The sequence below is a fragment of the Planococcus maritimus genome (genome assembly GCF_001687625.2).
Lineage (GTDB): Bacteria > Bacillota > Bacilli > Bacillales_A > Planococcaceae > Planococcus > Planococcus maritimus.
Window position 1 is genome coordinate 1077049 of sequence record NZ_CP016538.2, and the last position, 23467, is coordinate 1100515.

A 23467-nucleotide genomic window follows, 5' to 3' on the forward strand; every position below is an offset into this window, starting at 1 on the left:
ACAATAGGGGGCGGAGCGTCTATAGTATAGACGGATAATGAGGATACACTATAGCCGCAAAGACTGAAGGGATGAGTAATTCATGACTTTTAATGATACGTACCTGCGCGCAGCGCGAGGGGAAAAGACCGACCATGTACCAGTATGGTATATGCGTCAGGCTGGGCGTTCCCAGCCGGAATACCGCAAGATCAAGGAAAAATATTCTTTAGAAGAAATTACACATCAGCCGGAATTGTGTGCCTATGTCACAAAATTGCCAGTTGACCAGTACGATGTCGATGCAGCGATTTTGTATAAAGACATCGTGACACCGCTCCCAGCAATTGGCGTCGACGTTAAGATCAAAGGCGGTGTTGGGCCGGTCATCAGCAATCCGATCCGTACGAAAGCGGATATCGATCGACTCGGGGAGATCAATCCCGAACAGGATGTCGATTATGTCTTGAAAACGATCAAATTGCTGACAGAAGAGCAATTGAATGTACCGCTCATCGGCTTTTCCGGTGCACCGTTTACTTTGGCAAGCTATATGATCGAAGGGGGCCCTTCGAAAAGTTATAACAAAACAAAAGCAATGATGGTCTCAGAACCAGAGATGTGGTTTGCATTGATGGACAAACTGGCAGATACGATCATTCCTTATGTGAAAGCACAAATTCATGCCGGAGCTAAAGCCATTCAGATTTTCGACTCATGGGTTGGTGCATTAAATGTTGAAGATTACCGCATCTTCATCAAGCCGGTCATGGACCGCATCTTCAAGGAAATCGGCGAAGAAGGCGTACCGATGACGATTTTCGGTGTCGGCGCAAGCCATCTAGCAAATGAATGGCATGAGCTGCCGGTGGATGTTGTCGGTTTGGATTGGCGTTTGCCGATCACAGAAGCGCGGGACCGTGGACTGACGAAAGCCTTGATGGGCAACTTCGATCCATCTTATTTGTTGGCGGATTGGTCTGTCATTGAAGAACGCACCAAAAAGATATTGGATATGGGCATGCAGGATGATGGCTATATTTTCAATCTTGGACACGGGGTCTTCCCGGAAGTACAGCCCGATACCTTGAAGCGTTTGACGGCATTTGTCCACGAATACAGCGCAGCATACAAAAAACAGAACTAACAAATTTTTGACGAGGTGATTGTGATGAAAAAGACTATGGGATTATTGGTGATGGCTTATGGAACGCCGTATTCGGAAGATGACATCGAGCGTTATTACACGCATATCCGCCGAGGCCGCAAACCGAGCGAAGAAGCCTTGCAGGATTTAAAAGACCGTTATAAAGCAATCGGCGGCATTTCCCCGTTAGCTAAAATTACGGAAGACCAGGCGAATGGTTTGTGCAAACGCCTGAACGAATTGCAGGACGATATCGAGTTTAAAATGTATCTTGGTTTGAAACATATCGAACCGTTCGTCGAAGATGGCGTAGAAGAAATGAAGAAAGACGGCATCGAAGAAGCGATTTCAATCGTGCTGGCGCCGCATTTCTCTACTTTCTCCGTGAAATCTTATAACGGCCGTGCGAAAGAAACCGCCGATAAGCTTGGCATTAAATTGACATCAGTGGAAAGCTGGTACACCGAGCCGAAATTCATCCAATTCTGGAGCGAAAAAGTGAGCGCAACATTTGCTGAAATGTCAGAACAAGAACGTGCAAAATCGTGCTTGATCGTTTCTGCGCACTCATTGCCAGAGAAAATTATCGCAAACGGCGACCCGTATCCAGACCAATTGAAAGAAACAGCTGACTTGATCGCCCAAGCGGCAGGCGTTGAAAACTATGAAATCGGCTGGCAAAGCGCTGGGCAGACACCAGAACCTTGGATCGGGCCGGATGTTCAAGATTTGACGCGCGATTTGCATGAAGAAAAGGGCTATAATTCTTTCGTTTATACACCGGTCGGCTTCATTACGGACCATTTGGAAGTATTGTATGACAACGACTACGAATGCAAAGTGGTTTGCGACGAAATTGGGGCCAATTACCACCGTCCGGAAATGCCGAACGTGGATCCATTGTTTATCGACGGAATGGCCAATGTCGTGTTGAATAAATTAAACGAAAACTAAGTGTCCAATTAGTCTTTTAATGACACTGCACAAATGAAACGCCGCTCAGCAGTTAACTGCGGCGGCGTTTTTTGAATAACGTGGAAGTAACCGGTGAGTGGTTCTTCGCAAGGAGGAAATGATATGAAAAAATGGATCGCTCTGCTGTTGGTGTTGCTATTGGCGGCTTGCGGTGAAGAGGATTCATCGGCTGGGACCGGCGAGATGCCGCAAGAAGTGACAGTCGAATTCAATACACCAGAAACCGTTGAGCCAGGACAATCGGTTCTCTTGTCTGCCACCGTTACACAAGGCGAAGAAGCCGTCGAAGATGCAGGTGAAGTGGTCTTTGAAGTATGGCAATCGGGTCATCGGGAAAACAGTGAAATGTTAGAAGGCGCCCATACAGAAGACGGGGTGTATGAACATGGCTGGACCGTCGATGAAGAAGGGCTGTATTTTATCCAAGCCCACACGACGGCTCGCCGTATGCACGTCATGCCGAAAATGGAATTGACAGCCGGTAACCCGGATCCTGAATCAATTGTGCCTGATGACGGGGAAGATGGAGACGCCATGGAAAAAATGGGGCATTGAGGCTGGTGTCCATTTCTTTGTTGTATGTGTTGTACAACAGTTGACAGGCATAAAAAAACGGCCGGGGAAATTCTCCGGCCGTTTCGTCTTGTTTTAAAGTTCGTTACAGGTCTGGCAGTGATTGCCGTAGCACTCATGCTGCTCTTCGATTTTCTCTCCGCAAGTGGCACATTGTTTCGGGGGCAAGTTCTTGAAGAATTCGACTACGTTCTCAATCATTTCTACCAGCTCCTTTTTGTTATAGTACTGTAAGTGATAAACACAGTGTATTATAACAGTTTCTATCCGTCAACCCTAAACCGTGATTATTTTGAAAATTTCCGTTAAAATAAAGAGAGTCAATTCAAAAGGAGAGAGATCATGTATTTCGTAGACAATAAAGGCATTACCGATCCACGTATCAACTTGGCCATAGAGGAATATTTATTGAAAACGATGGATGTCGATCAAAACCCATTTTTGCTGTTTTATATCAATGAACCGTCCATCATCATTGGGAAAAACCAAAATACGGCAGAGGAAATCAATACGGATTACGTCGATTCAAACGGCATCCACGTCGTACGCCGGCTGTCAGGCGGAGGCGCGGTCTATCATGACCACGGCAATTTGAACTTCAGTTTCATCACTAAAGACGATGGCAATAGCTTCCGAGATTTCCGCAAGTTCACCGAGCCGGTCGTCAAAGCTTTGCAAGACATGGGCGTTAATGCCGAATTATCAGGGCGCAACGATTTGCTTGCTGAGGGGCGCAAGATTTCTGGCAACGCGCAGTTTGCGACAAGAGGCCGCATGTTTAGCCACGGTACGCTATTATTCGATACAAAAATGGACGAAGTCGTCTCAGCATTGAAAGTAAACAAAGAAAAAATCGAATCCAAAGGCATCAAATCGATTCGCAGCCGTGTGGCGAATATTTCGGAATTTCTGGACCAGGAAATGTCGGTAGAGCAATTCCGTGAAGCTGTGCTGCATTCAATTTTTGCTGGTGAGGAAAATGTCCGATTCTGGGAACTCACTGAGGAAGATTGGGACAATATTCACGAATTGTCGAAAGAACGCTACGCCAATTGGGACTGGAATTACGGCAAATCTCCTAAATTCAACATCAAGCATTCCCATCGTTTCCCGGTTGGAGGAATCGATGTCCGTCTGCAAGTGGAAAAAGGGCTTGTGCAGGAAGCGCATATTTATGGCGATTTCTTCGGCGTCGGCGATGTCTCAGAAATTGAACAAGCAATTACGGGTGTGAAGTACGAACGCGCAACATTGGCTGAAGCGATTGAAGGCATCGACATCCCGAAATTGCTCGGCGGCATCACGACAGAAGATTTCCTGAAGTTGATTTATTAAGATTTTTTGTGGAGCCTGCTTTCGAGCAGGCTCTTTTGTTAGAATAGAAAGAAACGAAAGGGGGAGGGAATATGAGTGAACAGCGGATATTCATCGTAGAAGATGACACGAAAATCGCGTCGCTGTTATCGGATACTTTGCGCAAATATCATTATCATGTCGAAACCGCGAAAGACTTCGACCGCATCTTGGAGGAATTCGCTGCCTTCGACCCCCATTTAATTCTTCTGGATATCAATTTGCCTTCTTATGATGGTTATTACTGGTGCCGACAACTAAGGCAGCAGACCACTTGCCCGATCTTGTTTATTTCGGCACGTTCTGGCGAGATGGATCAAGTGTTTGCTTTGGAAAACGGCGGCGACGATTTCATTACGAAACCTTTCCATTACGAAATCGTCCTTGCCAAAATAAGAAGCCATTTAAGAAGGGCTTACGGGGAATATGCACCGAAACAAGAAGAGCGTACCGTACGCGCAGGACGACTTATCTTATATATGGAGCGGCTTGAATTGCATTGCCGGGAAACGGAAATTCCGCTCCAGAAAAAAGAAAGTACGATTTTGGAATTATTAATGGCCGCTTACCCAAAAGTGGTCACTCGCGAGCAATTGCTCGAAGAATTATGGGATGACCAGGCCTTTGTCGATGAGAACACCTTGAATGTCAATATGGCCCGCGTGCGCAAAAAATTGACGGATTATGGCATCCAAAGCTTTGTTGAAACGGTCCGTGGCGCTGGTTATAGGCTGATTCTTGGCAGGGAGGAGCAATGATGCTGCGTTTGTTTCTGCGTGAACATGCCGCATTTATCGTCTTTCAACTGCTGCTTGTCGGATTCATTCTCATGCTCTACTGGCTAGATGGCTTCCGCAATACGGATACTGCCGTCTATTCATTCATCATCAGTTTATTGCTGCTCGCAAGCTTTCTCGGTGTGCGTTTTGCGATGCGCTACCGTTATTACGAACGTTTGCTCAGCGACCCACCGAATATGGAGCATGCCCTGCAGCGTGAAGGGCGCTCTGCTGAAACCGTTCAGACAGAGTTGTATACGCAAAAGCTATACCGCCTGTACCAATACGAAGTTCAGTCGCTTTATGCAGGACAGGCACGCCACCTGCAGTTCATCAATCAATGGGTGCATCAGATGAAGACGCCGCTGTCGGTCATGCACTTATTATTGCAAGAGCCCGAAGAATTGGATAAGGCCAGCATCCGCGAAGAAGTGGACCGTTTGCGGGCAGGTCTCGATACGGTTTTGATGAACGCGCGTCTTGACACATTTGAACAGGATATGCAAATCGAACAAGCATCGCTGCGCGGCATGGTGTCAGAAATGGTGACAGAAAACAAGCGCTTGTTCATTTCGCGCCGCGTTTATCCTGATATTGACATCGACGAGCGCTTTCAAGTAGCGACTGACCGTAAATGGATGAAATTCATCATCGGGCAATTGCTGACAAATGCGGTGAAATATACATTTGAAGAAAACAAGAAGTTGTACATTCAGGCCAGTTGCTCGGAAGGCACCATTACGCTGTCGGTCCGTGATGAAGGCATCGGGATTCCGCCATCGGATTTGCCGCGAGTCACCAAAGCTTTTTTCACCGGGGAGAACGGGCGCCTGAGTGGCGAATCGACGGGAATGGGGCTGTATTTGGCTCAGGAAGTGTGCAACCGGCTCGGCCATGAATTGGAAATTACTTCATCGAAAGGCCAAGGGACAACCGTCTCAATCGTCTTTCCTTATCAGGAACAGAATGTAGGGGGATCAACATGACAGTAGTGAAAATCGATGAAGTGACCAAAGTCTATGAAGGAAAAGTGACGCATCGCGCGCTGAACCAATTGAGCTTCGAAGTAGAAAAAGGAGAATTTCTTGCCGTGATGGGTCCTTCCGGAAGCGGCAAGACAACGCTTTTGAACTTGATTTCAACAATCGATTCTTTGACTTCCGGCACGGTCCTCATCAATGGCATCAATCCGCATTCTTTGGATAAAGACGAGCTGCCCTTATTCCGGCGTCGCCAACTCGGCTTTGTGTTCCAGGATTTCAATTTGTTGCAAATGCTGACGGTGGAGGAGAATTTGGTGCTGCCATTGACACTCGACGGCATGCCGATCAAAGAAATGGAGAAGCGCGTCCAGGAATTGGCAGGCAGGCTCCATTTACAACCGTTTCTCCATAAGAAGCCAAATGAAATTTCCGGAGGGGAAGCGCAGCGTACGGCAATCGGCCGCGCCCTCATCCACCGCCCGACGCTCATTCTCGCAGATGAGCCGACTGGCAACCTCGATTCAAAAGCTTCTAAAGATGTGCTCGAGCTATTGAGCGGTTTGAGTCGCGAGGAAGGGACAACCATCATCATGGTGACGCACGACCCGATTGCTGCGAGTTATTGCGACCGTGTGCTGTTCATCAAAGACGGCGAATTCTTCAACGAAATTTACGGAGATGACCGCCGACAAACTTTCTATCAAAAAATTCTCAACGTGTTATCTCTATTGGGAGGCTCCGTCAATGACCTTTCGCCAACTCGCCTTCCGTAACGTTTTCAGGAATTTGAGAAGCTATGCGGCCTTCTTATTGGCTAGCGTGTTTTCGGTTATGGTGTTTTTCATTTACTCGATGTTCATCTTTCATCCGTTATTCGAAGAAGAAGGATTCCGCGTATTAGCTGTTCGCGGCATGTTCATTGCAGAAATTGTGCTGTATATTTTTACGCTGTTTTTCCTGTTCTATTCGTTGAGCGCATTTTTACAGGCACGAACCAAAGAATTCGGGGTCTTAATGCACCTCGGGATGAGTAAGAAGCAGCTCAATAAGTTGGTGTTTTTCGAGACGATGATCCTTGGCGGCTTGTCGACCGCTGCCGGGATTGTCTTTGGCTTTGCGTTTACGAAATTCTTTTTCATGATCGGCCGCGAAATCATGCAATTGGAACAATTGCCGCTGTATTTCTCTTGGAAGCCGTTTGTGTTGACCATTGGCGCTTTCGCCAGTTTGTTCATCATCATTTCAATCATCAGTGTGTCTTTTATCCGCACAAAACGTGTCGTCGATTTGTTGGTGGGCTTTTGGAAAACTGAAGAGGAAGCGGCGTATTCACCAGCTTTATCGGCATTCGGGCTCGTGTTGCTCGGAGTTGCCTATTTTCTCGCGGCGACTGTGTCTGATCGCACCGTCTACATCATGGTCTTTATCGTTCCTCCGCTTGCGACGATCGGCACGTATTTGTTTTTTACCCATTCGATTCATACTTTTCTTCAATTGTATAAAAAGCGCCGCAGTATTTATTGGCATAAAACACGTCTCGTATCGCTAGCGGAAGCGGCGGTTAAATTAAAAGACAGTGCGCAAATGTTCTTTATCGTGACCATCGTCTCGACCGTAGCCTTCCTGACAGTCGGCACGCTTGCTTCGTTTACGTCCTATACCGCAGAATTTCGCCAAAGCAACCCGCTTGGCTTAATCTATGTGTCATTCGAGGGCAATACACTCGAACAGCAGCAAGTAAATCAATTAAAGCGTGAGCTCGAACAACAACAGCTGGCTTATACCTTGGTGCCTTTGGAAGTCAGGAGGCAGACGTCGAGCGCAAGCGGCAATGACGTCGACATCATGTCTTTGTCAGAGTTCAACCGCCTTGCAATGGCACTAGGCTATGAAGCGGCAGATCTCCAGGATGGGGAAGCGATGTTCGTGCCGTTTTCACAAGAATCGCTCCGGGAATTACAAAAAAGCTATGCAGAGACGGAATTGCTCGAAAGTGGGGTGGAGTTGAAGATTGACCGGACTTACCCGCAAGTGCTGTTCCCAGCCCATACTTTGAATGCCAATACGATTATCCTGAACAACGAAGATTTCAGTGAAATTGATGAACCGTTAATGGGCTATCCGCAAGATGCATCAGATTTCCGCTATTATGCTTTCCATGTTCCAAAGTGGACGGAGACGGTATCGATCGGCGAAAATGTCCGCTTTCCGATTAGTGAAGCGATGGTCAGCGGCAATTTTGCCGGCATTAACTATTATTTTGAGAATCCGGGATACGAATACCGTTGGTTCAAATCATCTTTCGCGCTATTGTTATTCATCGGTTTAATGGTGGCGGCAGTGTTCTTGCTCGCGGCAGGGAGCTTTATTTACTTCAAATTGTATACAGGGCTCGACCGCGATCGCAGACAATATCAATTGATGGTGCGTCTTGGCATGACCGAACGCGAACTTGGCAAAATCGTCAACCGACAGCTTGTTCCGCTGTTTTTCTTGCCGTGGGCGCTTGCACTGATTCACAGTGCGTTTGCGTTTATCTCGCTTCAGGTTGTATGGGATGAGTTTGCGGAGCTGTCTATTTTATCGGAGATGGCAATCGTTCTCGGCGGTTTCACGCTTATGCAAATCCTTTATTTCTTCTTGATCCGTTGGCGTTATGTTGCTCATTTAAAAGCTTCTTGATCTTTAAAGCCGCCAGTGGAAAATCTGGCGGCTTTTTACTGGGGATTTTTGGTGGGCAGTTGTATTGTCTGAAGATTTATTTTATAATGAAAAAAGTAAATATGAATGAGTATTCATTCAATAGAAAGAGGGATATTCAATGAATTTGGGAGAACGTGTTCACGAAATTGCACAACAGGAAGCTGGCCGAATTGCTTATACGTTCATGGGCAAAGATACAAGTTACGGCGAATTTGACCAATCGGTATCGAAATTCGCCGGGGCCTTGCAGGAACTCGGCGTGGAAAAAGGGGACCACGTCGCATTTCTTTTAAGCAATACCCCGCATTTTCTCATTTCTTTATACGCCACTTTGCGTCTCGGGGCGACAGCTGTTCCGGTTAATCCAATCTATACTCCGGATGAAATCGCTTACATCATCAACAATAGTGATGCCAAAGTGGTCGTAGCGCTCGATGCCCTATTACCGCTAGTGGAAAAAGCGCATCAAGCCTTGCCAGCAGTGGAAACGTACGTTATTTGCGAGACCGACCCATCGACTGCCGAAAAAATGGCGCAATTGCCTGAAGCAGTCAAAGGAAAAGTCCGGTCATTTACACAGCTTCTGGCAACTTCCAATGCATTCAATAAAACCGCTGAAATTGTCGAGGATGATAATGCGGTCATTCTCTATACATCCGGGACAACCGGTAAACCGAAGGGCGCGATGCTAACCCATGGCAATCTTTACTCTAACGCGCGGGACGTCGCGGAGTATCTCCAAATCTCCCCGGATGACCGCGTCGTGGCGACGCTGCCGGTGTTTCACGTATTCGCCTTAACGGTCGTCGTTAATGCACCACTTATGCAGGGTGCCACTATCGTTCTTGTGCCACGCTTTACGCCGCAAGAAGTATTCGCCGCGACAAAAGCATCCCAAGCGACGGTCTTTGCCGGAGTGCCGACGATGTTCAACTTTATGTACCAATTGCCGGATGTCGACCCGGCGGACTTTGCTTCTGTTCGCTTGGCCATTTCCGGCGGTTCCGCGATGCCTGTCGCTTTGCTGCATAATTTCGAAGACAAATTCAATGTCCGCATTTCCGAAGGCTACGGCTTATCAGAAGCTTCACCGGTCACTTGCTTCAACCCGATTGACCGCGACCGCAAAGCAGGGTCGATCGGCACTTCGATCATCAATGTCGAGAACAAAGTCGTCAATGAACTTGGTGATGAAGTGCCAGTCGGGGAAGTCGGCGAGTTGATTGTCCGGGGCCCGAACGTCATGAAAGGCTATTATAAAATGCCAGAAGAAACGCAAGCCGCGATCAAAGACGGCTGGCTGTATACAGGGGATCTCGCAAAAATCGATGAAGAAGGCTATTTCTTTATCGTCGACCGCAAAAAAGACATGATCATCGTCGGCGGTTATAACGTCTATCCGCGTGAAGTGGAAGAAGTGTTGTTCGCCCACCCGGGAATTGTCGAAGCGGCGGTCGTCGGCTTGCCGGATGCTGATTTTGGCGAATCGGTCAATGCCTATGTGGTTTTGAAAGATGATGCCGTATCTATCGAAGAGCTGCAGGAGTATTGCGCAGAGCATCTGGCGAAATACAAAGTACCGCGCCATATCGAAGTTCTCGATGAACTGCCGAAAAATACGACCGGTAAGATCTTGCGCCGTTCGCTGAAAGACCAAGCCTCGAAAAAATAATCTTGAACCGCTTTCCGCTGTTGCCGGGAAGCGGTTTTTATATGGAGAAATCCGATATCCATGTTTTAGGAGAGATTTGATTGAAAAGACAGACAATTATCGATATAGTGAAAAGGCAACTGTTCCGATAATCGAAATAGATACCCAGGAGGCTGAGCATGTGTCAAAAAAAGCTGTGGAAATAGAAGATTTACTTGAACTGGTGTCCGTGACAGACCCGAAGATTTCACCGGACGGGAAACGGGCCGTATTTATCGAGACAAAGATGGACGAAGAAGAAAATACATACCATTCCCATGTGCACCATATTTCGCTGGAAACCGGAGAAGCGACTCCATGGACCTACGGCAAAAGCCGCAATAGCCAACCGGCCTGGTCAGCAGACGGCCGCCATATCGCCTTTCTATCCGACCGCAGCGGCAAAAATCAATTGCATGTCCTGCCGGCAAGCGGCGGGGAAGCGCGCGCTGTGACGGATTTTGAAAAAGGGGTAAGCAGTTTCCGCTGGTCGCCTTGCAATAAGAAAATCTGGGTCAATGCGCTGGCACAAGACGGGAAAACATTTACCGATGCAGAACCGGATGAAGAAGAGAAGAAAAAGCCGGAACCTTACCGCACAAAGTCCATGAAATACAAAATGGATGGCAACGGGCTGGTCAAGCAAGACTTTCACCGTCAAATCGGCGTTGTGGACCTGGAAACAGAAAAAGTGGAGCAGTTGACGGAAGGGCCCTATCATTCCAGTTTGGAAGCCATTTCCCGTGACGGGACGAAATTGGTCTACGGATCGGCGAAACAACAAGATCAGGATTTCGTTTTCCGCCAGTCGCTTTATATGCGCAATTTGGAAACGGGAGAAGACACCGCCATCATCGAACAAGATGGATATTACGGGGACGCCGTATTTTCATTTGATGATGCGCGCTTGGCATTTGTCGGGCAGTCACGCATTTATGAAAATGCCACGCACACGGAATTGCATGTCTACGATACGGCCGCGCAAACGACGCAATGCCTGACAGAAGGCATCGATGCGCCGATCGGCGATTATGTCGTCGCGGATCATCAGCAAGGCGCACAGGCACCGGGTGTCGTGTGGACGAAAGACGACCATTTATACTTTCAAGTATCTACAGAAGGCGATGTGCGCCTTTATTTCGCGTCGCTTGACGGCGCGGTATACCCAGCATCACCGGAAGACGAGCATGTCTATGGGTACGATATCGCACAAGACGGCAGCTTTGCGCTGGCTGCGATCAGCGACCCGGTGTCTCCCGGTGAACTATACAAACTCGCCATTTCGACAGGAGAGCGCGTTGCACTCACTTCATGCAATGCCTCCTATTTAGAACAAACGGAATTGATTGCGCCGGAAACGGTCTCGCATATGACCGAAGACGGCTTTGGCGTCCAAGGCTGGCTCATGAAACCAAAGGGCTACGAACCAGACAGCAAATATCCGCTAGTCGTCAATATCCACGGCGGGCCCCATGCCATGTACGCGAATACATTCGTCCACGAAATGCAATTGCTCGCAGCAAACGGCTACGGCGTTTTATACGTCAACCCGCGAGGCAGCCACGGCTACGGCCAACACTTTGTCGATGCGGTACGCGGCGATTACGGCGGCGGAGATTACCGGGATATCTTGGGGGCGCTTGATAGCGTTATCGAAGGCAATGCCTGGGTGGATACAGAGCGGCTCGGCGTAACCGGCGGCAGCTACGGCGGTTTTATGACCAACTGGATTGTGTCACATACCAACCGTTTTAAAGCGGCTGTTACGCAGCGTTCAATCTGCAACTGGATTTCCTTTTTCGGGGTTTCGGACATCGGCTATTATTTCAGCGAATGGCAGCACGGGGCTGCCATGGACAATGTAGACAAATTGTGGGAGCATTCCCCGCTGAAATATGCGAAAGATATCGAGACACCGCTGTTGATCTTGCATTCGGAAAACGATTATCGCTGCCCGATTGAGCAAGCTGAGCAATTGTTCATTACGTTGAAGAGCATGCGTAAAGAAACTGAATTCGTTCGTTTTCCAGAAGCCGACCATAATTTATCGCGCACAGGAAAACCGAATTTACGTTTTGCAAGATTACAAGAGATTGTCGAGTGGATGAAACGCATCCAATAAAAAAAGCCAAACGGAGAAATATTTTCCGTTTGGCTTTTTTTGGTTAACGCCCTTTGAACTGCGGCTTGCGTTTTTCGCCGAATGCGAGCAATGCTTCTACCCGGTCTTCAGTCGGGATGGTGATTTCATAAGCTTTTCGCTCGATTTGCAAACCTGTCTGCATATCGGCGTTCATGCCGTGTTTAATCGCAAATTTGGCTTGCTGCAAGGCGATTGGGCCGTTCGCCAGAATCGAATCTGCAAATTCGCCGGTCACTTGCGCCAAATCTTCACTTTTTGCCATGCGGGTGATGAGCCCATAATCGAGCGCTTCTGCCGACTTCAGGCGACGTGCTGTCAAGATCAGCTCCATCGCTTTTGCTTCCCCGATCAATCTTGGCAAACGCTGCGTGCCGCCGGCGCCTGGAATGATTGCAAGACTCGTTTCGGTCAAGCCAAGAAGTGTATCGTCTGTGGCAATGCGGAAATCACATGCCAAGGCGAGTTCCATCCCACCGCCAAAGGCATAGCCATTGATCATGGCGATGGTCGGCTGCGGCAAGTTTTCGATGGTCGTGAACACTTCGCCAATTTTGTAAATATTACGCTTGACCTGGTCTTGCGTTAAGGTCTTGCGTTCTTTCAAATCAGCCCCGACACTGAAGGCCTTGTCGCCAGCGCCCGTGAAGATGACGACACGGATATCCGGATTGATGCGGATTGCCTCTGCCACTTGCCCAAGTTCCGCAAGCATATCGTAATTGAATGCATTCATTGCATCGGGCCGGTTCAACGTAATGAAGGCCAAATTTCCTTTTTGTTCATAATGAATCGTTTCCATATCCATCCCCCTTTGATAATCCATCCGTTAAAAACATACCACTTTTTGGACTAATCTGTCACCAAACTCTATAATGGGAACAACAGGGGGGAGCTCATTCATGAACCAGGTTACATATCTGCGTATTTACCGCATCGTTTCCATGGCGATCCGATTTTATTTGCAAGTGGCGCTTTTCCAAAGGCGCAATAGGGGCAAGTGGACTCCAGTTGTCGAACAGCGCTGGAATGAGCTCGTCACCCGCCAGGCGAAAGAATACAAGGAATTGGCGCTCAAACTGGGCGGCTTGATGATCAAATTGGGCCAATTCCTGTCAACCCGCGCGGATATCATGCCGCCGAGCTTTTTGGCGGAGCTCGAGGGATTGACCGACCGCGTGCCATCCGTGCCGCGAAAAGACATCATTGAAGTGCTCGAGCAGGAATGGAATGTCGAGCATGGCAATTATCTGGATGAACTTTCGGACCAGGCCGTCGCGTCCGCCTCCATCGGCGAAGTGTTCAAAGGGCGCTTGAAAAACGGCACCGAAGTCGCAGTCAAAGTGCAACGGCCGGGAACGGACCGCATCATCCGTGCGGATTTCCAGGCGATGCGCATCGTCATCTGGCTTGCCAAGAAATTCACCCCATTCACCAAGCAAGTTGATTTTGACCAGCTATACGTCGAAATGACCGAAACGATCGGCGCGGAACTGAATTTTGTCGGCGAACTCCAGAACGGCCGTGCTTTTGCAGACCGCTTCGCGGAAATGAACGGCGTCCACATCCCGGTGTATTACGATGAATACACGACGCGCCGCGTGCTGGTGATGGAATGGATTGAAGGGGCAAGAATTACCGATGTCAGTTTTATCGAAGAGCATGGCCTTGACCGCCATGAAATTTCGGAACGGCTGTTTATCCTGTTTTTAGAGCAAGTGCTTTATGGCGGACAGTTCCATGCTGATCCGCACGGCGGCAATATCCTATTGAAGCCCGATGGTACCATTGTGTTGATCGATTTTGGCATGATCGGCACGATTTCCGAACGCGATTCGCAGGCGATCCTGCTGATTGCAGAAGGCATCTTGTTCAAGAACTATGAACAAGTGCTCGACGGTTTGGAAGACTTGCGCTTCCTGCTGCCGAACGCAGACCGCAATCTATTGGCAGATGCTGTCGAGCGGCTCGTCGCCGCATACGAATCAAACGAATTGATGCAGATGGACAGCTTTGTCGTCGAGCGCCTGCTGCAGGACATGCAGAATATTGTCCGCACACAGCCCGTGCAGCTGCCGGCGGAATTCGCCTTTTTCGGCCGTGCCACATCGATTTTTGTCGGCGTCTTGCATGTTTTGGACCCGAAAGTCGACCTATTCGCCCTGGCGCGTCCGCGCGTACTGGAATGGGCTTCGACTAAGCGCGAAGGCAAAGGGATTTTCGGCAAGGAAGATGTCTTTCGCTGGATCCTCAATTCGACAGGGCCGGCGCGGGCATTCCCGCAAAAACTCATCAACTTTCTTGATGAGCCAGAACGCATCCGTCATTACTTAGAAAATAAGGAAGGCAGAGAACGGGAACATCAGCGAAATTTACAAAGTCGGATGTTCGCCGGCATCTTCTCGCTGCTATCATTTTCCGGCATTTCACTATCCGTATGGTTCTGGCAAGAACCGTTCCTATGGGTTTCGTCAGTCTTTTTCGTCGGGTCGCTATGGGCGTTCCGAGCTATCAGATAAAAAAACGCCTTATCGGCATGCAGGTTTCGAACCCGTATGCTGAAAAGGCGTTTTTAATATGGACATAACAGGCGGCCGGTCCTTCTGACATAGCAAAAAAGCAAACAAAATCGTTCTTTTTTAACTAGCGCCTCTTGCAATTTGCAGATTCCCGAGTAAAATAAAAATAAGAACACTTGTTCCTAATTATTGGGGGGGTGAGGATATGCCCCTGATTTCAAGGGCGGAAATAGCCGTTTTTGAGAAGCGGGTGCAATTGCCGATGGTACTCCTCATTTTAGAGCGGGATCGCGAATGGGTAAAAAAAAGTCCGTTCAAACTGAAAGCCCCCTATGTGGAATTGCTGGACCGGGCAATCGAGCAGGTAAGGGGAGATCTGGCTGAGATCATCGAATTGATGAGGGCCAATGGCATGAAGGTTAGGCGGGGAAGTAAAGACGACAATTTCTCGGAATATGTGTTTTGCTACGGCGGTTATGAAGACCATCGCCGCTATTTGAATATTCGTTTGAAAAATGCCGTTGAAGATCAATTGAGGCTTTATCTGACAACAGCCGCTCAAGCATTTTAATCGAGTGGCTGTTGGCTGCGAGGTGGAAATGCCCGTTTTGTCACATAGTTCATTCGGTGGTTGTGGACGCGCTGTGCTTTTTTGAAATAGCGGCGCAAAGAACCGGTAAATGAATGCTGGTTTCGAAGCGCAATGGGAGAGATATCAGCAGGAACGACGACACCATTGCTAAGTGATACCAAACTGCCCCGACCGCTGTCATCCGCGGCAATCAAATCGATGGCATCGAAATTGAACCAGATGGAATCCTTGTTTTTCGGAGAGTGAGTAGGAAAGAAAATCAGCGGGTTGCCGTAATACTCGCCAACAATGATCGGCGGTTTGTGTTTTACGCCAATGGCTTTTTGTGCGTAGAGTGTAGCGCTAGCGAGGGAGCCTCGATAGAAAGAGCATGACTTTGCCACGATTTTATAGACCGATTCCTCGACCAGAAATTCACTGCGGTCTTCAATGACTCGAGTCAAGAGCCGTTGGCCATCCATATACGGGAGCAACGCATATGTGTTGCTGCAAATTGTATAAGAGATAGGATATTGATTCTTCTTACCCATGAATATTTACCCCCTAAATTTACTTTACATAAATTATTATAATAAAAAATGGAAAATACACAATAATTATTTTTAGAAATAATTATTTTTTCAATCTCGTTGTAATTTTCAAAAAACTATTGCTTCTTTCTTGTTTCTTCGTGTATACTAATGAAAAGCATTCGGGGTGAAGAAGAATGGAAAACTATTATTCTTATGCTGACTTCATGAAAGCGATGGCTCAAACAAAAAAGATCACGGAAGCGGAAAAGCTATTGAATGAGATTTATTTGGATCTGTTCTTGAAGCATGTACACCGCGAACAACAGGAAACGCAATTGCTGGCACTTATCGATGAAGCCCTGGATCATAACGACCGCAAATCTTTCGACACATATACTGCTCAACTGCAAGAGTTGAAGCGGGAAGAAGAATAACAAGACCGCCCGGAGATGACTCCGGGCGGCTTTTCTATGTCTTCATTAGGTAAATGGCTCCATGAAAGAACGGGAAATTCGCCAGTTAAGGAGAGACTAAACTGAAAATCCTTAGAAAAAAACATACGTTCGCTTTTTGTTAGGGGAATTTTAGGGCATATGTTAAAGTAGAAGTAGCGAAAAACACAGGAGGACCTATCCATGAAAAAGGAATTTAACTTGCAAGCTCCTTATGAACCGGCTGGCGACCAACCGGAAGCCATCTCCCAATTGACCCAAGGCGTCATCGATGGCAAGCGGTTCCAGACTCTGCTTGGTGCGACCGGTACAGGGAAAACGTATACGATGTCGAATGTCATCCAAGAAGTAAAAAAACCGACCTTGGTCATGGCCCATAACAAGACCTTGGCTGGACAGCTTTATAGCGAATTCAAGGAATTTTTCCCCGATAATGCCGTCGAATACTTTGTCAGTTATTACGACTATTATCAACCTGAGGCTTATGTGCCGCAGTCGGATACTTTTATAGAAAAAGATGCCAGCATTAATGACGAAATCGACAAATTGCGCCACTCGGCGACCAGTTCTTTGTTTGAGCGAGACGATGTCATTGTTATTGCCTCAGTGTCTTGCATTTACGGTCTAGGTTCTCCGAAAGAATACCGGGAACTAGTCGTTTCACTGCGCAAGGGGATGGAGATCGAGCGCAATCAGTTGCTGAGAAAATTAGTCGATGTGCAGTATGAACGCAACGACATCAACTTTATCCGCGGGACATTCCGCGTACGTGGCGATGTGGTCGAAATATTCCCGGCTTCACGCGATGAGCGCTGTTTGCGTGTGGAATTTTTCGGTGATGAAATCGACCGCATACGGGAAGTCGATGCTTTGACTGGGGAAATCATTGGCGACCGCGAACACGTCGCGATTTTTCCGGCTTCTCACTTTGTGACGCGGGAAGACAAAATGGTCAGAGCGATTGAAAATATCGAAGCGGAACTCGAAGAGCGCTTGAAAGAAATGAGAGCAGAAGATAAATTGCTCGAAGCGCAGCGGCTCGAACAACGTACGCGCTATGATTTGGAAATGATGCGTGAGATGGGCTTCTGCTCCGGTATCGAAAACTACTCACGCCATTTGACCTTGCGTCCGGCAGGCGCACAACCCTACACCTTGATTGATTATTTCCCGGATGATTTCTTGTTAGTGGTCGACGAAAGCCATGTTACGCTGCCGCAAGTCCGCGGCATGTTCAACGGTGACCAAGCGCGTAAAAAAGTGCTGGTCGACCACGGTTTCCGCCTACCATCAGCGATGGACAACCGTCCGTTAACATTTGATGAATTCGAAGAACATATTGACCAGGCCGTATTCGTTTCTGCAACGCCCGGCCCTTATGAACTCGAACATACTCCGGAAATGGTAGAGCAGATCATCCGGCCGACAGGCTTGCTGGACCCAGAAATCGAAATTCGGCCTATTGAAGGACAAATTGATGATCTCATGGATGAAATTCAGCAGCGCAAAGAACGCGGTGAACGCGTCTTGGTCACAACTTTGACGAAAAAAATGTCGGAAGACTTAACGAATTACCTGAAAGAAGCAGGCGTCAAAGTCAATTACCTGCACTCTGAGATCAAGACACTCGAGCGCATTGAAATCATTCGCGAATTGCGGATGGGTGTCTACGATGTGCTGGTCGGCATCAACTTGCTTCGTGAAGGACTTGATATTCCTGAAGTGTCATTGGTGACCATACTCGATGCAGATAAAGAAGGATTCCTGCGTTCAGAACGTTCCCTGATTCAAACGATGGGACGCGCTGCCAGGAACGAAAACGGCCATGTCATCATGTATGCTGACCGCGTGACGGATTCCATGCAAAAAGCAATGGATGAGACGACACGCCGCCGGACCATCCAAGCAGCTTATAATGAAGAACATGGCATCACGCCAGTAACGATAAAGAAAAAAATCCGCGACGTCATTCGTGCAACAGAAGCAGCGGAAGAAGCGGAAGAGTATGTCAGCAAAGCGGTCGAAGGAAAGAAACTCAAAAAAGAAGATCGCGTGAAGCTCATTACTTTACTCGAGAAAGAGATGAAAGAAGCGGCAAAAGCGCTCGATTTCGAACGGGCTGCAGAGCTTCGTGATACAGTGTTGGAATTGAAAGCGGAAGGATGATAGGACTTGAAAAACCAAGAGATACGCATACAAGGCGCGCGTGCCCATAATTTAAAAAACATCGACGTGAAGATTCCCCGCGACAAACTCGTCGTCATGACCGGTTTATCCGGTTCTGGAAAATCATCACTGGCGTTCGATACGATCTATGCAGAAGGCCAGCGCCGCTACGTCGAGTCCTTGTCGTCTTATGCACGACAATTTCTCGGTCAAATGGACAAACCAGATGTCGATTTAATTGAAGGTTTGTCTCCAGCGATTTCGATCGACCAGAAGACGACCAGTAAAAACCCGCGGTCGACCGTAGCGACGGTTACAGAAATTTACGATTATATCCGACTTATGTATGCGCGGATTGGCAAGCCAATCTGCCCAAATCACGGCATTGAAATCTCGTCGCAAACAGTCGAGCAAATGGTCGACCGTTTAGTCGAATATCCGGAGCGGACACGTATGCAAGTGCTGGCACCACTCGTATCAGGGCGCAAGGGCACACATGTGAAACTGCTAGAAGACATCAAAAAGCAAGGCTATGTAAGGGTACGTGTCAATGGCGAACTGATCGACTTGGATGATAATATTTCACTCGACAAAAACAAAAAGCATTCTATTGAAGTGGTTATTGACCGCGTCATCATGAAAGAGGGAATCGCCCCGCGCTTGAGCGATTCGTTGGAGTCTGCCTTGCGCCTCGGTGAAGGACGCGTACTGGTGGACGTTATGGACGAAGAGGAATTGTTGTTCAGCGAACATCATGCTTGTCCCATTTGCGGATTTTCCATCGGTGAATTGGAGCCACGCATGTTTTCTTTCAACTCGCCATTTGGGGCTTGTCCGGAATGTGACGGGCTCGGGATGAAACTGGAAGTTGATCCGGAGCTAGTCATTCCCGATTGGGACGTTAGCCTCGCGGATCATGCCATCGCTCCGTGGCGCCCGACCAGTTCCCAATACTACCCTCAACTGCTGCAAGCGGTATGCAGTCATTTCGGAATTGAAATGGACGTACCGATGAAGGAATTGCCCGAAGACCAGGTCAACATCATCCTGCACGGATCCGATCGTGAAAAAATTCGCTTCCGTTATGAAAACGACTACGGCAAAATCCGCGACAGCCATATTTTCTTTGAAGGCGTGCTCGCGAATGTCGACCGCCGTTACCGAGAAACCAGTTCAGATTATATCCGCGACATGATGGAGAAATTTATGGGCCAGCAGCCGTGTCCGACATGCTCAGGCTACCGGTTGAAGCCAGAATCGCTTGCCGTTAAAGTGAATGACCTGCACATCGGTCAAGTGGTGGAGTATTCGATCACGGAAGCGCAAGCGTTTTTCGATAGCTTGACGCTATCCGAAAAAGACCGCCAAATCGCTAATATGATCCTCCGGGAAATTCAAGAACGTGTCGGTTTCCTCATCAATGTGGGGCTCGATTACCTGACACTGAACCGCGCATCCGGTACTTTGTCAGGCGGGGAAGCCCAGCGTATCCGTCTTGCCACGCAAATCGGTTCACGGCTGACAGGCGTCCTCTATATTCTTGACGAACCTTCCATTGGCCTTCATCAGCGTGATAATGACCGATTGATTAACACGTTAAAAAACATGCGTGATATCGGCAATACGCTGATCGTCGTAGAACACGATGAAGACACCATGATGGCAGCGGATTACTTGATCGACGTTGGACCTGGAGCGGGTGTACACGGAGGCGAAATCATCGCTGCCGGGACTCCCGAAAAAGTGATGAAAAACAAGAAGTCGTTAACCGGCCAGTATTTGAGCGGCAAGAAATTCATTCCGCTGCCAGTCGAACGCAGACAGCCGAACGACCGCAAGATTTCCATCCGGGGAGCATCCGAAAACAATTTAAAAAATGTCGACGTCGATATTCCAATCGGTTTGTTTACAGCGGTCACAGGAGTCTCCGGTTCTGGAAAAAGTACATTGATCAATGAGATCCTTTACAAATCATTAGCTCATAAATTGAACCGTGCACGCGCCAAACCGGGCCGGCATAAATCGGTAGAAGGCATTGGCGAATTGGAAAAAGTCATCGATATCGACCAGTCACCGATTGGGCGTACGCCACGTTCTAACCCAGCCACCTACACAGGCGTGTTCGATGATATCCGCGATGTTTACGCGACAACTAATGAAGCGAAAGTGCGCGGCTATAAAAAAGGGCGCTTTAGTTTCAACGTGAAAGGCGGTCGCTGTGAAGCCTGCCGCGGCGATGGCATCATCAAAATCGAGATGCATTTCTTGCCGGATGTTTACGTGCCATGTGAAATTTGCCACGGCAAACGCTATAACCGCGAAACATTGGAAGTGAAATACAAAGATAAAAACATCGCAGACGTATTGGAAATGACGGTGGAAGACGCGTATGGATTCTTCGAAAACATTCCAAAGATCAACCGCAAACTGAAAACCATTGTCGATGTCGGACTTGGTTATGTGACGCTCGGACAACCGGCGACCACGTTATCGGGCGGTGAAGCACAGCGTGTTAAACTGGCTTCGGAGCTTCATAAACGTTCTAATGGGAAATCGTTTTATATTCTGGACGAACCGACGACAGGTCTTCACGCCGATGATATTTCACGTTTGTTGAAAGTGCTTCAACGGCTAGTGGACAATGGCGATACGGTATTGACGATTGAGCACAATCTCGATGTAATTAAAACGGCCGATTACTTAATTGATCTTGGTCCAGAGGGCGGAGACAAAGGCGGTACAATCTTAGCGACTGGTACACCTGAAGACATCGCCAAAGTTGAGGGATCTTATACAGGGATGTACTTGAAGCCGATTCTCGAGCGAGACCGCGCACGCATGGAAGAATTGGTCGGAAAGGCAAGTGCCAAGAAAAGAAAGGCAAAGTGAAACTTTCCGCATGGCCAAACGTATCATTAAAGTAGACAGGAATTTCTGCTGAGGCAGGAATCCGAAGAGGAGGCCAAACGATATGCAAAGTGAAAAAGAACGCATTTTGGACATGGTTGAAAATGGCACGATCTCGGCACGTGAAGCAGTTGAGTTATTGAAAGCGGTCGACAGCGGGGAATCAGCCAATACATCGAAAGATTACAGTCGCGAAACCTACCGCAATCCGCGCGGCAAACGTGGATTCTTCCGTCCTGAGGACATGTTCAAGAAGTTTTCCAAAGACTTTTCAAAGGATTTCTCCAAGAACTTTTCCAAAAACATGTCCAAGGATTTCAACGAACTTGGCGACCGAATGATGCATTTCATGCAGACGTCCGCTGATAAGCTGAAAACGATGGAATTTGATTCGCCATTCGGTGAAGCAAGCCGTTTTGAACATACCTTTACGGAAGAAAGTGCAGATTTGCATACCATTATTGCGGATATTGCGAATGGGCAACTAGAAGTATTTCCTTCACAGGACGGGTCAATCCGTGCAGAATGCAGCATTAAAGCATTCCGTTCAGAATCACCAGAGCAAGCTAAACAGGACTTTCTGGAGAAATTCGTTTTCATTGCCGATGACCGCAAATTGCGCATCATCAGCGATATGAAAACAACGCAAGTAAATATTGTCTTGTACGTGCCAGCAGCGACATTCGAGCAAATTGTCGTTCGTTTATTCAATGGTGGTTTCACTATGAAACGCATCGATTCCGCATTGATCAAAGTCAAAACCGCCAATGGGAAAATTGACTTGAAAACGATGCAATTTGAAGAAGCTGAGCTTGAAACGGCCAATGGCCCGATTCAGATGATGGAAGTGAAGGGCCGTGAAGTTGAAGCGGAAACTTTAAATGGTCGCATTTATATCGATGGAGACATCGAAGACATTGACGCGAAGTCCTTAAACGGCAATGTCGTCGCGACGACGCGCAGCAAAGAAGCGAAGAAACTCGAAGCGAAGACTTTGGCCGGCAATGTGGAAATCTACATTCCGCAGCATTTGGCGCTGAGAGGGGAAGTCTCTTCTAATCTTGGTCGTATGGACGTTATGCTGTCGGACATCAATAGCAGTCATGAACAAGGCCAGTTTATGCAGAAAAAAATGCATTTCACGAAAAATGGGGATGTTGAGTCTGCTGCTGGGCCATTGCTCGTTTACGGTGAAACGAAAACAGGATCGATCCTGGTGCGTTATTTAACGATCGACTAAACAAAGAAAAAAGCCCAGTGGAGAATTTTCTCCACTGGGCTTTTTAGCGTTCTAGTTCCATGCAAGTGATTGCAAAACTGATGGCGCGTGCACAACGCATGCGGTAATCGGCAGATTGCAGTAGAGCTGCTTCATGACGGTGGGTCATAAATCCGCACTCGACCAAAACAGCCGGCATAACAGTATCTCGCAGCATGGCGAAATCTGCAGTTTTCAGTCCGCGGTCTTTCCGTTGCGTCGAGGCAATTAGCGAGTTTTGGAGTAGTCGGCCGAACTTCTGAGTGCGCTGTGGTGCAGTCGGGTAAATGAAAGTTTCAATGCCTTGCGCCGGACTATAGTTATTTCCGGAGGCATTCGCATGAATCGATACTAACAGCTCTGCGCCAGAGCTGTTAGCCAAGCGGGTCCGTTCTTTTAACGGGACATCGCGGTCTAATTGGTGGCTAAATAACACGATGTATCCTTCTGCTATCAGCCGCTTTTTGACTTCTTCCGCAACAGCGCTGTTAAAATGAAACTCACGCATCCTGCCATCTGGTGTCCGTTTGCCGATTGTCCCTGGCCCGTGTCCTGCATCAATGATAATCTTCATCACATATCTCCCCTTTCATTCTTTATATAGAAGGAAAGGGTGAGAAAGGGGACGAAATTCTTCAATTTCTTTTTTTCCATGTTAAAATGAAAACAAACCGACCGCAAAACAGAAGGGCTATTTGGAAGACCGAATTTTGCGCAGCAGGGGGAATGAGGGAAAACT

General features: G+C 47.9%; 20 protein-coding genes. 16 read left to right on the plus strand and 4 right to left on the minus strand.

The window, feature by feature from the left end; genetic code table 11:
• Positions 1–82 precede the first annotated feature (82 nt).
• From hemE to BBI11_RS05390, 3 genes are all read left to right on the plus strand, one after another.
• A complete protein-coding gene (hemE, locus tag BBI11_RS05380) occupies positions 83–1126 on the plus strand; it encodes a uroporphyrinogen decarboxylase (RefSeq protein ID WP_068461280.1) in 1044 nt (347 codons plus the stop codon).
• Between the two features lie 21 nt (positions 1127–1147).
• Positions 1148–2080: a ferrochelatase gene (gene hemH, locus BBI11_RS05385; protein WP_068461282.1), complete on the plus strand. Its 933-nt coding sequence runs from the start codon at positions 1148–1150 to the stop codon at positions 2078–2080.
• 123 nt (positions 2081–2203) lie between these two features.
• Positions 2204–2656 carry a FixH family protein gene (locus tag BBI11_RS05390; protein WP_068461284.1) on the plus strand — a complete coding sequence of 151 codons (453 nt, stop codon included), beginning with the start codon at positions 2204–2206 and terminating at the stop codon, positions 2654–2656.
• A gap of 93 nt (positions 2657–2749) precedes the next feature.
• Here BBI11_RS05390 and yhfH read toward each other — a convergent pair whose 3' ends face one another.
• Positions 2750–2875, minus strand: coding sequence for a protein YhfH (gene yhfH, locus BBI11_RS16230; protein WP_069577479.1), 126 nt, complete (start codon positions 2873–2875; stop codon positions 2750–2752).
• A gap of 141 nt (positions 2876–3016) precedes the next feature.
• On the opposite strand from yhfH, the gene BBI11_RS05400 reads away from it, so the two are divergent.
• The 7 genes from BBI11_RS05400 (at position 3017) to BBI11_RS05430 (ending at position 12304) form a co-directional block, all read left to right on the plus strand.
• Positions 3017–4009, plus strand: coding sequence for a lipoate--protein ligase (locus BBI11_RS05400; RefSeq protein ID WP_068461288.1), 993 nt, complete (start codon positions 3017–3019; stop codon positions 4007–4009).
• Between the two features lie 71 nt (positions 4010–4080).
• The gene (locus BBI11_RS05405; protein ID WP_068461289.1) at positions 4081–4785 is read left to right on the plus strand and encodes a response regulator transcription factor; all 705 of its coding nucleotides are present in this window, start codon (positions 4081–4083) and stop codon (positions 4783–4785) included.
• The gene (locus BBI11_RS05410; protein ID WP_068461291.1) at positions 4785–5792 is read left to right on the plus strand and encodes a sensor histidine kinase; all 1008 of its coding nucleotides are present in this window, start codon (positions 4785–4787) and stop codon (positions 5790–5792) included. The genes BBI11_RS05405 and BBI11_RS05410 overlap by 1 nt, the downstream gene beginning before the upstream one ends.
• The gene (locus tag BBI11_RS05415; protein ID WP_068461292.1) at positions 5789–6562 is read left to right on the plus strand and encodes an ABC transporter ATP-binding protein; all 774 of its coding nucleotides are present in this window, start codon (positions 5789–5791) and stop codon (positions 6560–6562) included. Before BBI11_RS05410 ends, BBI11_RS05415 begins: the two co-directional genes overlap by 4 nt.
• Positions 6534–8471: an FtsX-like permease family protein gene (locus BBI11_RS05420; RefSeq protein WP_068461294.1), complete on the plus strand. Its 1938-nt coding sequence runs from the start codon at positions 6534–6536 to the stop codon at positions 8469–8471. Before BBI11_RS05415 ends, BBI11_RS05420 begins: the two co-directional genes overlap by 29 nt.
• A gap of 139 nt (positions 8472–8610) precedes the next feature.
• Positions 8611–10164 (plus strand): fatty acid--CoA ligase family protein, encoded by a 1554-nt coding sequence (locus BBI11_RS05425; RefSeq protein WP_068461296.1) that lies wholly within the window; start codon positions 8611–8613, stop codon positions 10162–10164.
• A 160-nt stretch (positions 10165–10324) separates the two neighbouring features.
• Positions 10325–12304 (plus strand): S9 family peptidase, encoded by a 1980-nt coding sequence (locus BBI11_RS05430; protein WP_068461298.1) that lies wholly within the window; start codon positions 10325–10327, stop codon positions 12302–12304.
• Positions 12305–12347: 43 nt separating this feature from the next.
• Here the strand turns inward: BBI11_RS05430 and BBI11_RS05435 are convergent, their stop codons facing one another.
• The gene (locus tag BBI11_RS05435; protein ID WP_068461300.1) at positions 12348–13124 is read right to left on the minus strand and encodes an enoyl-CoA hydratase-related protein; all 777 of its coding nucleotides are present in this window, start codon (positions 13122–13124) and stop codon (positions 12348–12350) included.
• Positions 13125–13224: 100 nt separating this feature from the next.
• Between BBI11_RS05435 and BBI11_RS05440 the strand changes: the two genes are divergently transcribed.
• Both BBI11_RS05440 and BBI11_RS05445 read left to right on the plus strand, forming a co-directional pair.
• Complete coding sequence (locus BBI11_RS05440; protein ID WP_068461302.1) at positions 13225–14841, plus strand: ABC1 kinase family protein; 1617 nt, start codon at positions 13225–13227, stop codon at positions 14839–14841.
• Between the two features lie 205 nt (positions 14842–15046).
• Complete coding sequence (locus tag BBI11_RS05445) at positions 15047–15412, plus strand: YhjD family protein (protein WP_068461304.1); 366 nt, start codon at positions 15047–15049, stop codon at positions 15410–15412.
• Here BBI11_RS05445 and BBI11_RS05450 read toward each other — a convergent pair.
• On the minus strand, positions 15409–15963 hold the full coding sequence (locus tag BBI11_RS05450; protein ID WP_068461306.1) for a competence protein ComK: 555 nt from the start codon (positions 15961–15963) through the stop codon (positions 15409–15411). The genes BBI11_RS05445 and BBI11_RS05450 overlap by 4 nt on opposite strands.
• Before the next feature lie 176 nt (positions 15964–16139).
• On the opposite strand from BBI11_RS05450, the gene BBI11_RS05455 reads away from it, so the two are divergent.
• The 4 genes from BBI11_RS05455 (at position 16140) to BBI11_RS05470 (ending at position 22710) form a co-directional block, all read left to right on the plus strand.
• Positions 16140–16379: an IDEAL domain-containing protein gene (locus BBI11_RS05455; RefSeq protein ID WP_058381274.1), complete on the plus strand. Its 240-nt coding sequence runs from the start codon at positions 16140–16142 to the stop codon at positions 16377–16379.
• 201 nt (positions 16380–16580) lie between these two features.
• Entirely contained in the window at positions 16581–18563 is a 1983-nt protein-coding gene (gene uvrB, locus BBI11_RS05460; RefSeq protein ID WP_068461309.1) for an excinuclease ABC subunit UvrB, read from the plus strand.
• Positions 18564–18569: 6 nt separating this feature from the next.
• The gene (uvrA, locus tag BBI11_RS05465; RefSeq protein ID WP_068461311.1) at positions 18570–21452 is read left to right on the plus strand and encodes an excinuclease ABC subunit UvrA; all 2883 of its coding nucleotides are present in this window, start codon (positions 18570–18572) and stop codon (positions 21450–21452) included.
• 82 nt (positions 21453–21534) lie between these two features.
• Positions 21535–22710: a DUF4097 family beta strand repeat-containing protein gene (locus BBI11_RS05470; protein WP_068461313.1), complete on the plus strand. Its 1176-nt coding sequence runs from the start codon at positions 21535–21537 to the stop codon at positions 22708–22710.
• A gap of 43 nt (positions 22711–22753) precedes the next feature.
• Here the strand turns inward: BBI11_RS05470 and BBI11_RS05475 are convergent, their stop codons facing one another.
• Positions 22754–23302, minus strand: a complete 549-nt coding sequence (locus BBI11_RS05475) for an N-acetylmuramoyl-L-alanine amidase family protein (RefSeq protein ID WP_068461315.1) — start codon at positions 23300–23302, stop codon at positions 22754–22756.
• Positions 23303–23467: the final 165 nt, after the last annotated feature.

Excerpts from the sequence above, each read along its gene's own strand:
- BBI11_RS05470 (WP_068461313.1), top strand. The coding sequence starts at position 21,535 with ATGCAAAGTGAAAAAGAACGCATTTTGGACATGGTTGAAAATGGCACG.
- BBI11_RS05445 (WP_068461304.1), top strand. The coding sequence starts at position 15,047 with ATGCCCCTGATTTCAAGGGCGGAAATAGCCGTTTTTGAGAAGCGGGTG.
- BBI11_RS05440 (WP_068461302.1), top strand. The coding sequence starts at position 13,225 with ATGAACCAGGTTACATATCTGCGTATTTACCGCATCGTTTCCATGGCG.
- BBI11_RS05400 (WP_068461288.1), top strand. The coding sequence starts at position 3,017 with ATGTATTTCGTAGACAATAAAGGCATTACCGATCCACGTATCAACTTG.
- yhfH (WP_069577479.1), bottom strand. The coding sequence starts at position 2,875 with ATGATTGAGAACGTAGTCGAATTCTTCAAGAACTTGCCCCCGAAACAA.
- BBI11_RS05420 (WP_068461294.1), top strand. The coding sequence starts at position 6,534 with ATGACCTTTCGCCAACTCGCCTTCCGTAACGTTTTCAGGAATTTGAGA.
- BBI11_RS05455 (WP_058381274.1), top strand. The coding sequence starts at position 16,140 with ATGGAAAACTATTATTCTTATGCTGACTTCATGAAAGCGATGGCTCAA.
- BBI11_RS05405 (WP_068461289.1), top strand. The coding sequence starts at position 4,081 with ATGAGTGAACAGCGGATATTCATCGTAGAAGATGACACGAAAATCGCG.
- uvrB (WP_068461309.1), top strand. The coding sequence starts at position 16,581 with ATGAAAAAGGAATTTAACTTGCAAGCTCCTTATGAACCGGCTGGCGAC.
- BBI11_RS05415 (WP_068461292.1), top strand. The coding sequence starts at position 5,789 with ATGACAGTAGTGAAAATCGATGAAGTGACCAAAGTCTATGAAGGAAAA.
- BBI11_RS05475 (WP_068461315.1), bottom strand. The coding sequence starts at position 23,302 with ATGAAGATTATCATTGATGCAGGACACGGGCCAGGGACAATCGGCAAA.
- BBI11_RS05410 (WP_068461291.1), top strand. The coding sequence starts at position 4,785 with ATGCTGCGTTTGTTTCTGCGTGAACATGCCGCATTTATCGTCTTTCAA.
- BBI11_RS05425 (WP_068461296.1), top strand. The coding sequence starts at position 8,611 with ATGAATTTGGGAGAACGTGTTCACGAAATTGCACAACAGGAAGCTGGC.
- BBI11_RS05435 (WP_068461300.1), bottom strand. The coding sequence starts at position 13,124 with ATGGAAACGATTCATTATGAACAAAAAGGAAATTTGGCCTTCATTACG.
- BBI11_RS05390 (WP_068461284.1), top strand. The coding sequence starts at position 2,204 with ATGAAAAAATGGATCGCTCTGCTGTTGGTGTTGCTATTGGCGGCTTGC.
- hemE (WP_068461280.1), top strand. The coding sequence starts at position 83 with ATGACTTTTAATGATACGTACCTGCGCGCAGCGCGAGGGGAAAAGACC.
- BBI11_RS05450 (WP_068461306.1), bottom strand. The coding sequence starts at position 15,963 with ATGGGTAAGAAGAATCAATATCCTATCTCTTATACAATTTGCAGCAAC.